We start from the raw sequence: 15638 nt of genomic DNA, 5'->3' as shown, positions 1-15638 counted from the left end.
CCGGCTGTCGTCCGCCGCCTTCAGTAGCGGCGACGGTACACAGGGTCCAGGGTTTCAGGGGCGACGCCGAGCATTTCGGCGGTGTACTCGACCACCACGTCATGCACCAGGTCCTGGAGTTCCTCCACGCTGGAGCACGCCTGTTCCACCACCCGGCGGTACACCGTGATCATGGGACCGTCGCCGGCCGAAGCCGGGGTGTAGGCGCCCATCGGCGCCGTGGCGGAATCCGCCGCCAGCCGTTCCAGGTCCGGGGGGATTTCGTCCACGCCAAACCGCACGCCGTCCAGCGTCCTGCCCCAGATGTCGTGGAGGCGCTGGGCTGAATCGAGGACCAAGTCGTCAAACCGGTCCGAGCGAGTCCGGTAACCGGGGTGGGTGGGAAGCATGATTTCGCCGCGCAGGCCGCGGCCGTGGCGGTTGCGCCTCCGCCGGGCAAAGCTCCGGACCTGGCCGGCAGCTCCCGGATCCTTGCCGGCATCCGGGTCAGCCAACCGGACCGTAAAGCGTGATTCATGGTTCGATGACTGCATACATTGACTGTAAACCCGGCCGCAGCTTTGCGCGATATACGGGCCCGCAACCACACCGGGCGGTTCCGGAGCGGCAATGCACGCCATTGCCGGCTGCAGGCAGTACGCTGGGATGTCGTGGGAGCTATCCGTCAGTGTTCAAGATCTGCCTGCCGCCAGTCAGCGGTGGCCACTCTGACGTATGTCTACGCAGACTCCACCGCCGTCCTGGGACCGCTCGCCACCTACGCCGAACCGCATTGTTACGATTTGTGCGCCCAGCACGCCGACTCATTGACCGTGCCACGTGGCTGGGAAGTGATGCGCCTGGCCATGCCCACCACCCCGCAGCAGCCAGGCCCGGACGACCTCTTGGCCCTCGCCAACGCGGTGCGCGACGCGGCCGCCCGCCCTGCCCGGGCCCCGGAACCCCAGGTGCAGCGCGGAGGTCAGGCGACCATCGACGGCCCCGCCGCCCAGGATGGCGCCCGGCGCGGCCACCTCCGGGTATTGCGCGAACCTTCCTGATGCCCTCGTGACGGTAGGCTGGAAGGTGAACACCATTCCGCTACCGGCGCGAGCGCGCCCGTCTGGGAGCACGAAGAAATGCCAAAGATCATGCCTGCACTCCTCTCCGTCCTGCGATGCCCCGTGACCGGCTCAGCGCTGGTCCAGGAGGGAGAAGAGCTGGTAGCCACGGCGGCCGACTCCTCAGGCAACAAGCCCCGCTATGCCATCGAGGACGGCATTCCGCTGCTCCTGCCGCCCGAACTCATGGCAGCGGCGAGTACCGCCGGCTCTGACCAGCACGACGCTGTCTCCACAGGCATCTCCGGCACGGACCCGGCCGCCGGCACGGCCTAGCCGCGATCCCGGTCTGGACGGCCAGGCCCAACCCGCGCCCAGCCAGCCTTCCCGCACACCCAGGTGCCGCCGTCGGCATCAAAACCCCGGCCGGAGCACGCGCCGGGCCGAACAAAGGACCCACCCATGGCTTTTGACTACAAAGTTGCCGACATCTCCCTGGCCGAGGCCGGCCGGCACCAAATCCGCCTGGCTGAGCACGAGATGCCCGGCCTGATGTCCCTGCGCGAAGAGTTCGGCCCCACCCAGCCGCTCCAGGGTGCCCGGATTGCCGGCTCACTGCACATGACCGTGCAGACCGCTGTGCTGATCGAAACACTCACGGCACTGGGGGCCGAGGTCCGCTGGGCCTCCTGCAACATTTTTTCCACTCAGGATGAGGCCGCGGCCGCCGTCGTGGTGGGCAAGGGAACGCCTGAGGACCCGCAGGGTGTTCCTGTTTTCGCCTGGAAGGGCGAGACACTGGAGGAGTACTGGTGGACTGCCGAGCAGATCCTGACCTGGCCGGGCGCCGACACCAACCCCGAACTGGGACCGAACATGATCCTGGACGACGGCGGCGACGCCACCATGCTGGTGCACAAGGGCGTGGAGTTCGAGGCGGCCGGAAATGTGCCGGCAGCCGCCCCTGAGGACTCTGCCGAATACGCCGTCTTCCTTGACGTCATCCGCCGCTCGCTGGCAACGGACCCGCAGAAGTGGACCCGGACGGCCGCCACGATCAAGGGCGTCACGGAAGAGACCACCACAGGCGTACACCGCCTGTACCAGCTGGCGGAACAGGGCAAGCTGCTGTTCCCGGCCATCAACGTCAACGACTCCGTCACCAAGAGCAAGTTCGACAACAAGTACGGCATCCGCCACTCGCTGCCGGACGGCATCAACCGCGCCACCGACGTCCTCATGGGCGGCAAGGTCGCCGTCGTCTGCGGTTACGGCGACGTGGGTAAGGGCGCCGCCGAGGCGCTGCGCGGCCAGGGCTCGCGGGTCATCGTCACCGAAATCGACCCCATCTGCGCGCTCCAGGCCGCCATGGACGGCTACCAGGTTGCCCGTCTCGAATCCGTGCTGGCCCAGGGCGACATCTTCATCACCACCACCGGTAACAAGGATGTCATCATGGCCGAACACATGGCCGGGATGAAGAACAAGGCCATCGTCGGCAACATCGGTCACTTCGACAACGAGATCGACATGGCCGGCCTGGCCCGGATCCCTGGTGTCAAGAAGGTGGAGATCAAGCCCCAGGTCCACGAATGGGTGTTCGAGGAAGGCACGGACGCCGAAAGGTCCATCATCGTCCTTTCCGAAGGCCGCCTCCTGAACCTGGGCAACGCCACCGGGCACCCGTCGTTCGTGATGAGCAACTCCTTCGCGAACCAGACCATCGCCCAGATCGAGCTGTGGACCAAGAAGGACCAGGGCGAGTACCGCCACGAGGTCTACGTCCTGCCCAAGGTCCTGGACGAGAAGGTGGCCCGGCTGCACCTGGACGCCCTGGGCGTGGAACTGACTGAACTTAGCAAGGACCAGGCAGAGTACCTGGACATCGACGTTGCCGGCCCTTACAAGCCCGAACATTATCGTTACTAAGAAGTGAGTGACCCGGGTGCAATGTGCACCCGGGTTGTTACTTTCAGCGCCTAGGATCAAAAGATGCAGTCCCAGCCCGGCCGACGCACGGCAACCTTGAAAAAGATCCTGATCATCGCCGCAGTGTGCATCCTCGCCGCCGCGGGCGGCGTGTTCGCCGCGGTCGCGCCCGGGCTGGCCGGTCCGTCGCTCGAATCCGAATCAGTGTCCGCCGTACGGACCTCGCCTGGCATTGCCACCCCGGTAATTCCGCCGGTGGCCGCCGAAGCCAAGCCCGCAGACGGTGCCAAGCAGGTGAACCCGGCCGTGCCGGTGTCCCTCCAGGTGGACAACGGCACCATCGAGCGGGTGACCCTGACCAGCACCTCCGGTGAATCGGTCCCGGGAAGCATCGACGCCGCGGCCACCGGCTGGAAGGCCACCGCGCCGCTGGCATTCAATACCGACTACAGCTACACGTATGTGGTCAAGGACGCCGCCGGGCGCGAAACCAGCACCACGCGGACCTTCAGCACCGTCTCCAGCTCCCATGAAGCGGACGCTGCGATCTACCCGCTGGACGGCATGAAAGTGGGCGTGGGGCAGCCCCTTCAGATCATCTTCAGTGAACCGGTCACCAACCGGGACGCGGTGGAAAAGGCCATCACCATCACCAGCAGCGCCGGCCAGAAGGGCGCTTTCCACTGGCACAGCGACACCATGGTCCGTTACCGGCCGCAGAATTTCTGGACGGCGAATTCTAAGATCACCATGGACATGAAGCTGTTCGGTGTTGACCTGGGCGGCGGGCAGATCGCCAACTTCAACAAGAAGGTCAACATCGCCATCGGCGACAAGAAGGTGGCTATTGCGGACGCAGCCGCGCACACCTTCACCCTCAGCATCAACGACAAGCCGGTCAAGACGCTCCCGGTCAGCATGGGCGACGCGCGGTTCCCATCCGCCCGAGGCTACGGCGTGCTCATGGAAAAGAAACGGTACGACCACTTCCGGGCCTCGAGCATCGGCCTGAAGCCCGGCGACCCCGCCTACTACGGCAACGTTGACGTCGAATACACCATCCGGCTGACACTCAGCGGCGCCTACATCCACCAGGCACTTAAATCGGCCTATCCCTACATCGGCAACAAGAATGTCTCGCACGGCTGCATCGGGTTCGCCCCTGCCGGCGCCGCCTGGGTTTTCGAGAACATGGGCACCGGGGACGTGGTGAACATCATTAACACCAAGGGCGACTATGCCGCCCACGACGACGGGTACGGCGACTGGAATATTCCATGGAGCGAATACGACAACTGATCTTTGGCCCGCCGGGCCAGTGCCTGAATCGTTGTAAACGGTACGGGGTGGCCGAGGCCGGGGCCATGCCGCCGAACGATAGGCTCGTCTACAGAAAATGGGCGGCTGCGGAACACCGCCCCGCACCAAAACCAACGGAAGTGACGCTGCTGTGAAAGACGATAAACCGGGCCCCGACAAGAGCGCGGGACCGGCTCCGGAACCGCTGATGGACACCCCGGCCGACTCCGACGAGCCGGCGTTCTCGTGGATGGCCCCGACGGCGCCACGCACTGCCGCGGCAGCTGACGGCCCGGCCCAGCCCGAAACCCGCGCCGAACGCAAGGCGGCGGACGCCGCCGTCGACCCCTCTGTTCCCGCCAAAGGCGGGCACGCTGCGGCTATGCCCACCACCGGAGCGCCCGCCACCGGAGCGGCGGGAGGACACGGAAGCCGCGCTGTTTTCGAGGAGCCCCTGGCCACGTCAGCCCTTCAGGTCCGTCCGCCGGAGGACGAGGTGGCGCGCCGCTACGCCCAGCGGGACAGCGCCGCCAATGCCAAGCCCGCCGGACCGCGGCTGATGCAGGTCCTGCTGGCGCTGTTCTTTCCCATCATCCTCCTGGTCCTGGCCGTCCGCGCCGTGACCAGCCCCTTGTTCCTGTGGGTGGAGTACAACCGGCCGGGCTTCCCCGGCGACGGTTACGGCTTCAGCACCGACGACCGGATGACCTATGGTTCCTACACCGTGGACTACCTGAGCAACTGGGCGGGTCCGCGGTATTTGGGCGACCTCGTGAACCGCAGCGGCGACCGGCTGTTCAAAGACGGCGAAGTCAGCCACATGGCTGACGTCAAGGCAGTCATCCTGTCCTCCTTCGGCGCGGGGGCCCTGCTGGTGATCGTCACCATCATCGGAATCCTGTACCTGCGGAAGCGCAGCACCGGCGGAGTCCGCCGGGGACTCTTCGCCGGCTCCATCATCAGTCTTGTGGCCATCCTGGGCCTCGGTACGCTGGGCGTGCTGGGCTGGCAGCAGTTTTTCACCGAGTTCCACCGGATCTTCTTCGCTGACGGCACCTGGACCTTCAGCCTGGAGGATACCCTCATCCGGCTGTTCCCCGGGCAGTTCTGGGTGGACGCAGGGATCGTTATTGCCGCATTGGTATTCATCGCCTCGCTTGTGACCCTGGTGTTGACCTGGCCAACCCGCCGCCGCCGTGGCCTGCCGCCCCGCGAACCGAAACCGGAGAAGGAACCGAAAGCGGACAAGGAGCCCAAAGCCCTGAAGGAATCCAAACCGGCCAAGGAGCCCAAAGCCCCGAGGGAATCCAAGCCGACAAAGGAATCCAGGGCCGGTAAAGCCTAGGCGTAGAGCCGGCTGACCTCCGCATCGAAGTCCCGGAGCACGTCTGCGCGCTTGAGTTTCAGGGATGGGGTCAGGTGGCCCGATTCCTCCGTGAATTCGGTGTCCAGTATCGTGAAGCTCCGGACGGACTCTGCTTTGGAGACCAGCCGGTTGGCCGAGTCCACGGCGTCCTGGACAGCCGCCCGAACCTCAGGATCGGTCACGGCGTCAGCGACCGGGAGCCCGGGCAGGCCGCGTTCGGAGCGCCAGTCGGCCAGGCCCTCCGGATCCAGGGTGACCAGTGCGGATATGAAGGGCCGGCCGTCGCCCGCCACCACGGCGTGGGCCACTAGCTGATGGGCGCGAATGGCGTCCTCCAGCGGCCCTGGGGCCACGTTCTTGCCGCCGGCGGTCACCAGGAGGTCCTTCTTCCGGCCTGTGATGGTCAGGAAGCCGTCGGCGTCCAGCTCGCCCAGGTCTCCCGTGCGGAAGAAACCGTCCACGAAGGCCTCAGCGTTCGCGGCCGGGTTCCCGTGGTAGCCACGGAAAACGCCGATGCCTTTGACCAGCACCTCCCCGTCAGCGGCCACCCGGACAGTGGTGCCGGGAATGGGGATGCCGACCGAGCCTACGCGGGTGCGCGAGGGCGTATTGACCGTGCACGGGGCAGTGGTCTCGGTGAGGCCGTAGCCTTCCAGGACCGGGATACCTGCACCGCGGAAGAAATGGGCATCGTCGGCGGCCAGGTGGCTCGCGCCGGATACGGTGTACCCGATGCTGCCGCCCAGGGCCTGGCGCAGACGGGGGTAAACGAGCCGGTCGAAAACTGCGTGCCGGGTCCGGCACAGCCACCCCGGTCCGGTGCCTTCGCCCCGGCTCTTGCGGTCCTGTTCCTGCGAATATTCGATGGCGGTGGCTGAGGCCGCCCTGAACAGCCGCGACTTTCCGGCCAGCGCGGCCTTGTGCCCTGCCGTGGCGCGGACCTTTTCGAAAATCCGCGGCACGACCAGGAGGAAAGTGGGACGGAACGTGCCCAGGTCCTCCAAGAGGCGGGCGGCCCCCGGAGTATGCCCCAGAGTTGCCCCTGCGGTGAGGCAGACGACCTGCACGGCCCGGGCAAGGACGTGGGCCAAGGGCAGGAACATCAGTGTCCTGGCCTGCTCCTCCTGAAGGATCTCGGGCAGAAACGCCACAATGTTCTTCGCCACCAGGGCAAAATTTCCGTGCGTAATTTCGCAGCCCTTGGGATTGCCGGTGGTGCCCGAGGTGTATACGAGCGATGCGACGTCGGCCAGGCCCGCCCGCGTCCTGTGCCGCTCCAGCTCGGCGTCACCCACCCCGGCCCCTGCCGCGGCGAGGCTTGCAAGGTTGGGGGCGCCGCCGTCGTGCTCCATCCGCACCACGCTGATCAGCCGCTCCCGCAGGCCTTCGGCACCGGCGAGGACGCCCGCTATCAGTTCAGCCTTGGCGGCGTTTTCGGCGAAGACGCGCCGGACGTTGGCGTCGCGGAGGATCCATTCCACCTGGTGTGGCGAGGACGTTTCGTAGATGGGGACCGTGACGCCGCCGGCGAACCAGATGGCGAAGTCCACCAGGGTCCACTCGTACGAGGTTCCGGACATGACCGCCACGGCGTCGCCTGGTTCAAGCCCGCCGGCGATCAGGCCTTTGGCCAGCGCGCTGACCTCTTCGCGGAACTTCAGCGCCGGAACATCCACCCAGCCGTTGGGGCCCCTCCGGCGGTAGAGGGGATGCGCGGCGTTCGCCGCCTCCTGTTCGATGAGCAGGTCCGTGACGTTGCTGTCCGGGTCGAGCTCCACGAGCAGCCCGGTGCTTGCTTCTCTCACGCGGTTCTCCGTTCCGCTGCCGCGGCAGCGGCTCCTTCAGGGGGTCTCCAGCCATCTTTCCCTAGATCCAGGAGGGCATCCACATTCGGGCTTTCCAGTCGGAATAGGGGATCACCTCAGCGGCCCAGACCGGGTAGAAGAAGGCTGACAGCAGGATGGCGGCCGCCACGAACAGGACGGCCACGTAGAGCCCGGACCTGCGGCGCCACAACGGATCCGTGGCCCGTCCCAGCACGAGCCCCAGGCAGAACACGAGGGCGAGGACCAGATACGGTTCAAACGCTACCGAGTAGAAGTAGAACATGGTGCGTTCGGGGTACATGAACCACGGGAGGTAGCCCGCGCCAACGCCGGCGAGGATGGCGCCGGCGCGCCAGTCGCGCCGCCCGGCCCACCAGAAAAGCAGCACCACCAGGGATACCGCGGCCGCCCACCAGATCAGCGGGTTGCCCACTGACAGGATGGCTGAGGAGCACTTTTCGACGTCGCAGCCGGGGACCCCGCGCGCGGGGTCCTCATAGAAGAACGACGTCGGCCGTCCCAGTACCAGCCAACTCCAGGCGCGCGCTTCATAGGGGTGGTCCGATCCCAGGCCCTGATGGAAGTTGTACGCCTCCAGATGATAGTGCGCCAGGGAACGGATGGAGTCGGGAAGCCAGCCCCATTCCGGCGAGGGGTTCGATTCGGCCCAGCGCCGGAAATAGGCGTCCGTGGAACGGAACCAGCCGGTCCAGGTGACGGCGTAGACGGCAGCGGCCGCGGGGACCATGGAAAGGAACGCGGGCACGCCATCCTTGATGATGCCCCCGCTGATCCAGCCACGCACCCCTGCAACCCGCCGGGCGTTCAGGTCCCAGAGCACGGTCAGGATGCCAAAGGCTGCCAGGAAGAAAAGCCCGGACCATTTAGTGCCGATGGCCAGGCCCAGGCACATTCCGGCAACAATGCGCCACCAGCGGACGCCGGTGAACGGGCCGGCAGCCAGCACCATGGCGGGCGGGCGGCCGCCGTTCCCGGCTGCGGCTGCCAGCCGGGACGCGAGCCGGCACCGTCCGTCATCGCGGTCCAGCAACAGCGCACCGAACGCGGCCAGGATCCAAAACATCAGGAAGATGTCCAGCAGCGCCGTCCGGGACATCACCAGATGGTGGCCGTCTACGGCCAGCAGCAGTCCTGCCGCACCGGCCAGGGGCAGGGATCCGAAGAGCTTCAGCGCGATCAGGCTCAGCAGGAGGATGGACAGCGTGCCAATCAATGCAGCGGAAAACCGCCAGCCGAAAGCATTGTCCGGGCCGAACAGCCACATCCCGGCCGCGATCATCCACTTGCCCACCGGCGGGTGGACCACGTACTCGGGGGAGTCGAGGAGTCCGGTGGGGTTGCCGGCGTTGAACGAGTCGTTGGCCTTGTCCGCCCAGCTTCGCTCGTAGCCGCTGGTCAGGTAGGAGTAGGCGTCCTTGACGTAGTACGTCTCGTCGAAGACCAGGGTGCCGGGAGTGCCCAGCCGGACGAACCGGAGGATACCCCCGACGGCGGCAGCCAGCAGCGGCACCAGGAAGAACCACAGGCGCAACGACGGCGGGTAGTCCCGCCAGGTCTGCGCGGTGCCCAGGAGGCGGGCCCGGAGGGCTTCAGGCGTGAAGGCCTCGTCGGGTCGGTTCAGCCAGTTTTGTCCGGCCCCGGCCGGCCGGGTCGAGGTCTGCGTCACGAGCCCCATGCTACCTTTTGGCACCGCGGCCCGTGTGCGGCAGTAGGCTGGAGGGCGTGGATCCTAACCCTCACCCTCTTCCTGTCACCGGTCCGGCCGCCGCTGGGCGCATCGTCCTCGCCGCCACCCCCATCGGGAACACGGGTGACGCCTCGGCCAGGCTTGTGGAACTACTGGGCACGGCAGACATCGTGGCGGCGGAGGACACCCGCCGGTTGCACCGCCTGGTGCAGAGCCTCGGCATCACCGTAGCCGGGCGGGTCGTCAGCTACCACGAGCACAACGAGGCAGCGAAGACGGCCGAACTGCTGGAGCAGGTGCGCTCCGGCAGCACGCTGGTGATGGTGACCGACGCCGGCATGCCGTCCGTTTCGGACCCCGGTTTCCGGCTGGTGGAAGGCGCCGTCGCTGCCGGGCTGACGGTGACCGCCGTCCCGGGACCATCCGCCGTGCTGACCGCCCTGGCGCTCTCCGGCCTGCCTACCGACAGGTTCTGCTTCGAGGGGTTCCTGCCGCGGAAAGCGGGGGAACGCGCTTCCCGCCTGGCGGACCTGGCGGACGAACGGCGCACCATGGTGTTTTTTGAGGCCCCGCACCGGCTTGAAGCCATGCTGCGCGCACTGCGGGAGCGGTTCGGCCCGGACCGGCCAGTGGCCGTCTGCCGGGAACTGACCAAAACGTACGAGGAAGTTCTCCGCGGCACGCTCGCCGACCTGCTCCAGTGGGCGGAGGCCAACGAGGTCCGCGGCGAGATCGCCGTGGTCCTGGGTGGCGCTCCGGACAAGGCGCCAGGCACGCCGGAAGACCACGTCGCGGCGGTGAACGGCCTCGTCGCCCAAGGGATCCGGCTCAAGGAAGCGGTGGCCGCGGTTGCCGAGGACGCCCGTGTCAGCAAGCGGGAGCTGTACGCGGCGGTCCTGGCCGCGCGCTGACCGCTGGAGACCAGCGCGGCCGGGGTCGTGACTGTGCAGGTGCACAGCAGGCGCGGCCGTCCGCAGTGCGCGACGGCGTAGACCGGCTTCCGTGGCGGCAGTAGTCTGGCAGTAAATCAGCCGCCCGCCGGAGCCTCAGGCTTCTCCCAACGCGGGCGCCACCATACTGACGAGGGAGTCACCGTGACTGTCACCGCATCCCAGGCCGTTACCGCCGACCGCGAAAGCCGCCTTCTGGCCTCTGTCCCTACCGGACTGCTTATCAATGGGGAATGGCGCGACGCGGCGTCAGGGAAAACGTTCGACGTCGAGGATCCTGCCACCGGGAAAGCCCTGCTTAGCATTGCCGACGCGGGCGCTGAGGACGGCGCAGCCGCGCTGGATGCTGCCGCAGCCGCACAGGAGTCCTGGGCCAAGGTACCGCCCCGCGAGCGCGGCGAAATCCTGCGCCGGGCTTTCGAGCTGGTCACCGAACGGGCCGAAGATTTCGCGCTGCTGATGACCCTGGAAATGGGAAAGCCCCTCGCTGAGGCGCGCGGAGAGGTCACCTACGGTGCCGAGTTCCTGCGCTGGTTCTCCGAGGAAGCAGTCCGCGCCTTCGGCCGCTACTCCATGTCACCTGACGGCAAGTCCCGCCTGCTGGTCACCAAGAAACCGGTAGGGCCCTGCCTGCTGATCACGCCCTGGAACTTCCCGCTGGCCATGGCCACCCGGAAGATCGCCCCCGCTGTGGCGGCCGGCTGCACCATGGTGCTCAAGTCCGCCAACCTCACGCCGCTGACCTCCCAGCTCTTTGCCGCCGTCATGATGGAGGCCGGCCTGCCCGCTGGCGTCCTGAACGTTATTCCCACGTCCACTGCCGGCGCCACCACAGGCCCGCTGATTAAGGATTCCCGCCTCCGGAAGTTGTCCTTCACCGGTTCCACCGAAGTGGGCCGCCGCCTGCTGGCCGATGCTTCCGGCACCGTGCTCCGCACGTCCATGGAACTGGGCGGCAACGCACCGTTCCTGGTATTTGAAGACGCCGACCTCGACGCCGCGGTGGCCGGCGCGATGCTTGCCAAGCTCCGCAACATGGGTGAGGCCTGCACGGCCGCGAACCGCTTCATCGTGCACGAATCGGTGGCAGCGGAGTTCGCCGAAAAGTTCGCGGCGAAGATGAAGGACATGACCACAGCCCGGGGTACGGAGCCGGATTCCAAGGTTGGCCCGTTGATCGACGCCAAGAGCCGGGACAAGGTCCACGAGCTGGTGTCCGACGCCGTCTCCTCCGGCGCCACGGCCGTCCTGGGCGGCGGACCCGTGGAGGGCCCGGGTTACTTCTACCAGCCCACCATCCTCTCCGGCGTCAGTGAAGGAACCCGGATCCTGTCCGAGGAGATTTTCGGCCCCGTTGCGCCCATTGTCACCTTCAAGAGCGAAGACGACGCCGTCCGGCTGGCCAACAACACCGAATACGGACTCGTGGCCTACGTCTTCACCAAGGACCTGAACCGCGGCCTCCGGATGGGGGAGCGGCTGGAAACCGGCATGCTCGGCCTGAATGCCGGCGTGATCTCCAACGCCGCCGCCCCGTTCGGCGGCGTCAAGCAGTCCGGCCTGGGCCGCGAAGGCGGCCTGGAAGGCATCGAGGAATACCTCTACACGCAGTACATCGGCATCGCCGATCCCTACGCGGGATAGCGCGGCCTGCCCAGTAGGAACCCCGCAACCCGTCCGGCCGCCCGGAACGGGGCGCTGAGCCAGCGACCCACCCGGGCGGTCACCGACGGCGGCAGCCATTCCGCCCGAAGCCGCCGGCCCAGGGCGGTTTTGGCACGGAGTGCCGCCGCCAGGCCCTCAATACGGTCCGTGTACACCGCAAGGGCACGTTCGTCCGGCACACCCGTTTGCGGGTCCGGGGCGGACCCGGAAGCCGGCGGCGGAGCGGGACGGCCGTACTTGTGGCGTTCGAACTCCGCTGTCAGGGCCTGGACCGCCAGGTGGGCCGAACGGTCCGGTCCGTCCGCTCCTCCGAGCAGCGATCCGCGGAAGCGGGCCGAGTACGCCCGGGGCGTCTCGCTGGCCAGCGGCGGCAGGCCATAGTCCCGGCCGAGGTCCACCAGTTCGCGCCAGCCCGAACCGGCCGAACCTGAGGCAGCCTGGCGGAGCCGGTGCCCGCGGAGGGCCAGCCTGACCGTTCGGGGAGCAGCTGCCAGCAGGAGAGCGGCGAGCACTCCGCCGATTCCCGCGAGCCACGGACCCGGCCCGCCCTTACCGGAGGCCCCGGGTCCTGCATCGATGCCCGGGACCGGTTCAGCGCTCTCGGTAGCCGGGGCTGCCGGCGAGGCGGTTGTCCCCGGCACCAGATCCGGGCCGTTGTCCAGGTTGCCCGGCGCGGTCGGGAAGGATGCCCCCGTCGTGTAGGACGGGACGACTCCGCGCGAGGGAGTCGGCTCGAACGGAATCCAGCCGAGGCCTTGGAAATACAGTTCCGGCCAGGCATGGGCATCCCGGGCATCCACCTCGTATTCAGCCAGGCCCGCCTGGCCCGCAACTGTCACGGTGGCACCCGTAAGCCTGCCGGGTGCGTAGCCCACCGCGATGCGGCTGGGGATGCCTTCCAGCCGTGCCATGACCGCCATGGTCGACGCATAGTGGACGCAATAGCCGCTCTTCCGGTCCAGGAAGTCGGCCAGGACCGATAACCCGTTCCCGTCGTAGCCGCCCTGGACCGGGGACTCGAGTGAGTAGGTGAACGCCGCTGAGCGGAGATACCGCTGGATGGCAAGGGCCTTTTCGTACGGACTTTCCGCACTCCCTGCGATTTCGGTAGCGGTGGACCGCACAATGTCCGGGATGTTGCCCGGAACCCGGGTGAAGTCGTCGGCGATGCCTTCGACCCGCCGCGGCGAGCCGGCCAGTAGGTCTGCCGTGATGGCCGGGGCGGTGGACACCACCACGTACTCCTGCCGGCGGGAGGTGGTGTCCGTCCCCTTGATCGTCAGCGTGGCCGGATCCCAGGTCCAGCGACCGCTGAGTCCCAGCACAGTCTCGGGTGCATATGGCGCCGGCAGGTAGGGGCTGGTGAAGGTCCCGGCATCAACGGCGGTGACTACTCGCTGCTGCACGGCTGCTGTGACGTCGTACCCTGGGTCGATGGGCCCTGCCAATGGCACGCGTGAAGCGGCGCGGTCGTCCGGGCCCCACGATTCGCCGTCGAAATTATCCACGGTGACCGACCTGAGGTACAGCGGTGCCGTGGCGCTGGTGGCGTACGTGATCCTGCCGCTTCCCTCGGGCGTGCGGAGGCTGCTGCCCAGGGTGATCATCGGGTTCAGGCCGTTGGATGCACCCCACGGGTTGAGCCGCGAGCCCTGCGGGAAGGTGCCCTGGTCGAATCCGGGCACTACGGACGAAAGTGCAAGTGTCGCAGCCAAGGCAGCGGCACCGGTGAGCGCAGCGCGTCGGGCCTGGCCCGGGGTGCGTGCCATGCCCTCGCCCGCCAGCGGCTGCGGGACGAACCACTGGCTGAACGCGAGGATCATCAGGTATCCGGCCGCGGTCACCGTGAAAGCCCATGGTCCCACGCTCTGCGGCTTGATGACGGCCGGCACCACCAGCAGGGCGAGAAGCCCTACCCCCGTGGCGGCGGGCATGCGCAGGGGGACCGCCAAGGCATCCACCAGGATCACGGCCAGGCCCAGAATTGCGCAGCAGACCATCACGATGCCCGTGTTCGGGGCAACAGGAGCAGTCTCGGCAAGGACCGTCTCGCTGGCCCGGCGCAGCAGGCGGTCCAGTTCGCCCAACGTGCCTCCGGTTGGGATGAATCCGGCGATGCTGCTTCCGCGGAAGAACGTGAGGGTGAGGACGGCTCCCAGGGAAAGGAATCCGCCTGCGGTGACCAGCAGCGGTTGAGCCCGCACGGCGCGCAACGCGGCCAGGGTGAGGCTCACAGCCAGCACGGTGGTGAAGACCGCCAGGTACCAACCCCACCCGCGCAGTACGCCGTTCAGGGATAGGGCGGCGCCGCAGACTGCCAGCGCCACCGCGGCGGCCATGGCCCAGGGGAACGCTCCCACACGGGGCCGGGATGCAGCGGGGGATCCTGCGGCGGGCCCGTGTCCGGAAACACCGGACGGCGTCCGGGCGCCGCTGTTCTTGGCGCGCGCCATAGTCATTGCACTGCTCCGGCGCTCCGGCGGGCACCGGCTCCCGTTGCCGCCTGGCTTGCCCGGCCGGCGTCCAGCCGCCCCCAGGCGTCAGCGGGGGACACCCCGGGCGCTGCCGCCACAGCATGCCAGCCGGCACTGCGCAGGAGTTCCAGCGCGTCAGACACTTCCGCCGGCGCGTCCGTGGCGACGACCACCATGGCGGTGGTGGCATAGGCGGCGGCGGGGGCGAGGGCGCGTGCCTCGGCAACGGTAATCCGACCCAGTACCGCTACCAGCGGGCCGCGCATGCGGTGGGCGGACAGCTTGTCCATCAGGCCGTCGTCGAACGGCGCGGGCTGTGAATCCGGGTCGGCGTGCCGCGGCACCCTCTGTCCCCGGACTTCCCGGTGGGCAACGGCGGGCTGGATCGCGGCCAGGCTCTCGGCGATGGACTGTAAGCCGGAGGGCCCCGCGTATTCCTCCGCTTCAGGCTCAGGGGCCGAGGGTGAATGCCGGAATGCCGGAGCGCCGTGCTGGTCCAGCACGCGGAGGGCATGGCTTCGTCCGGCAAGGTGGGAGCTGACGGACATGGCGGCCACCACTGCCCATTCGAACGCCGGGCTGCCCGCCGCCATGCCCCCGTCATGGTTTCCGCCGGGGAAGGCGGCTGCCCGCAGGTCCAGAAGGATGGTGGCTTCGGGTGTGGTGACCGACTCCTCCTGCCGCACCATCAGTTCGCCGTGGCGGGCCGTTGCTGCCCAATGGACTCGCCGCATAGGGTCGCCGTGGCGGTATTCCCTGGTCATGACGTCGTCGTCGCTGGGATTGGCGCGGCTGCGCGTGGCGGTGGCACCGTCGTGGCCGCGCGCCCCTGCCAGTACAGTCCGGGGAAGCACGACGGCGGCGGGCGTCACGGTGAGCGTCTCACCGTCGTCGATTGCCTGCCTGTGCAGGGACAGCCCAAAGGGGTCCGTGAATTCCGCGGTGACCGGTCCGATCCGGAACTGGCCGCGCTGCGCCGGGCGTAGCCGGTACTCATACCGGCTGGTGCCGCCGGTGGCCGCCCGGGACGGAAACCGGAAGGACGGTGACTCGCCAAAACGGGCAGGCAAACGTTCTTCCATGACGGCGCGCCCGGACCCCGGACCGGTCCGTGCCACCCGAAGATGCACCGTGACCGGGGCTGATGTCTCCACCGGGGAAGGGGTGAAAGTCCGGGCCACGCGGAACCGGGGATGGACCAGCCGGAGGCCGGCCAGCGACGCCAGTGGCAGCACGACCAGCAGAATGGCCAGGGCCAGCAGATCGCGGCGGCCCATGATGTGTGCCGCGGCGAGGGAGGCAGCGCCCGCCGCCAGCATGCCCCAGCCGCGCGGGGTGAAAAGGTGTCCGGGCAGCCAGCCCCGCAGCGCCATGGGCGCCC

The 15638-nt window shown here is 67.9% G+C and carries 12 protein-coding genes; 7 read left to right on the top strand and 5 right to left on the bottom strand.

Annotated elements, in window-relative coordinates; translation table 11 throughout:
* Positions 1 to 20 precede the first annotated feature (20 nt).
* Entirely contained in the window at positions 21 to 533 is a 513-nt protein-coding gene (locus ACIQC0_RS01285; RefSeq protein ID WP_377215322.1) for a metallopeptidase family protein, read from the bottom strand.
* Positions 534 to 650: 117 nt separating this feature from the next.
* Between ACIQC0_RS01285 and ACIQC0_RS01280 the strand changes: the two genes are divergently transcribed.
* From ACIQC0_RS01280 to ACIQC0_RS01260, 5 genes are all read left to right on the top strand, one after another.
* Complete coding sequence (locus ACIQC0_RS01280; RefSeq protein ID WP_400532257.1) at positions 651 to 1040, top strand: DUF3499 domain-containing protein; 390 nt, start codon at positions 651 to 653, stop codon at positions 1038 to 1040.
* A gap of 78 nt (positions 1041 to 1118) precedes the next feature.
* The gene (locus ACIQC0_RS01275; protein ID WP_400532256.1) at positions 1119 to 1376 is read left to right on the top strand and encodes a Trm112 family protein; all 258 of its coding nucleotides are present in this window, start codon (positions 1119 to 1121) and stop codon (positions 1374 to 1376) included.
* A 126-nt stretch (positions 1377 to 1502) separates the two neighbouring features.
* Complete coding sequence (ahcY, locus tag ACIQC0_RS01270) at positions 1503 to 2969, top strand: adenosylhomocysteinase (protein ID WP_400532255.1); 1467 nt, start codon at positions 1503 to 1505, stop codon at positions 2967 to 2969.
* Between the two features lie 63 nt (positions 2970 to 3032).
* Entirely contained in the window at positions 3033 to 4268 is a 1236-nt protein-coding gene (locus ACIQC0_RS01265) for an Ig-like domain-containing protein (RefSeq protein WP_377215326.1), read from the top strand.
* Positions 4269 to 4419: 151 nt separating this feature from the next.
* Positions 4420 to 5613 (top strand): TIGR01906 family membrane protein, encoded by a 1194-nt coding sequence (locus ACIQC0_RS01260; RefSeq protein WP_400532254.1) that lies wholly within the window; start codon positions 4420 to 4422, stop codon positions 5611 to 5613.
* Here the strand turns inward: ACIQC0_RS01260 and ACIQC0_RS01255 are convergent.
* Together ACIQC0_RS01255 and ACIQC0_RS01250 are read right to left on the bottom strand one after the other, a co-directional pair.
* The gene (locus ACIQC0_RS01255; RefSeq protein ID WP_377215328.1) at positions 5610 to 7439 is read right to left on the bottom strand and encodes an AMP-dependent synthetase/ligase; all 1830 of its coding nucleotides are present in this window, start codon (positions 7437 to 7439) and stop codon (positions 5610 to 5612) included. The genes ACIQC0_RS01260 and ACIQC0_RS01255 overlap by 4 nt on opposite strands.
* Before the next feature lie 61 nt (positions 7440 to 7500).
* Complete coding sequence (locus ACIQC0_RS01250) at positions 7501 to 9156, bottom strand: dolichyl-phosphate-mannose--protein mannosyltransferase (RefSeq protein ID WP_400532253.1); 1656 nt, start codon at positions 9154 to 9156, stop codon at positions 7501 to 7503.
* Positions 9157 to 9203: 47 nt separating this feature from the next.
* Here ACIQC0_RS01250 and rsmI point away from each other — a divergent pair, with 47 nt between their 5' ends.
* Positions 9204 to 10079, top strand: coding sequence for a 16S rRNA (cytidine(1402)-2'-O)-methyltransferase (rsmI, locus tag ACIQC0_RS01245; RefSeq protein ID WP_400532252.1), 876 nt, complete (start codon positions 9204 to 9206; stop codon positions 10077 to 10079).
* 183 nt (positions 10080 to 10262) lie between these two features.
* Complete coding sequence (locus ACIQC0_RS01240; RefSeq protein ID WP_377215331.1) at positions 10263 to 11762, top strand: NAD-dependent succinate-semialdehyde dehydrogenase; 1500 nt, start codon at positions 10263 to 10265, stop codon at positions 11760 to 11762.
* Here ACIQC0_RS01240 and ACIQC0_RS01235 read toward each other — a convergent pair.
* Both ACIQC0_RS01235 and ACIQC0_RS01230 read right to left on the bottom strand, forming a co-directional pair.
* Positions 11750 to 14242, bottom strand: coding sequence for a DUF3488 and DUF4129 domain-containing transglutaminase family protein (locus ACIQC0_RS01235; RefSeq protein WP_400532251.1), 2493 nt, complete (start codon positions 14240 to 14242; stop codon positions 11750 to 11752). The genes ACIQC0_RS01240 and ACIQC0_RS01235 overlap by 13 nt on opposite strands.
* A complete protein-coding gene (locus ACIQC0_RS01230; RefSeq protein WP_400532250.1) occupies positions 14239 to 15630 on the bottom strand; it encodes a DUF58 domain-containing protein in 1392 nt (463 codons plus the stop codon). The genes ACIQC0_RS01235 and ACIQC0_RS01230 overlap by 4 nt, the downstream gene beginning before the upstream one ends.
* Between the last annotated feature and the right edge of the window lie 8 nt (positions 15631 to 15638).

Origin of the sequence: Pseudarthrobacter sp. NPDC092419, assembly GCF_044755045.1 — a bacterium.
Lineage (GTDB): Bacteria > Actinomycetota > Actinomycetes > Actinomycetales > Micrococcaceae > Arthrobacter.
This window is presented reverse-complemented; position numbering and strand designations above follow the sequence as displayed.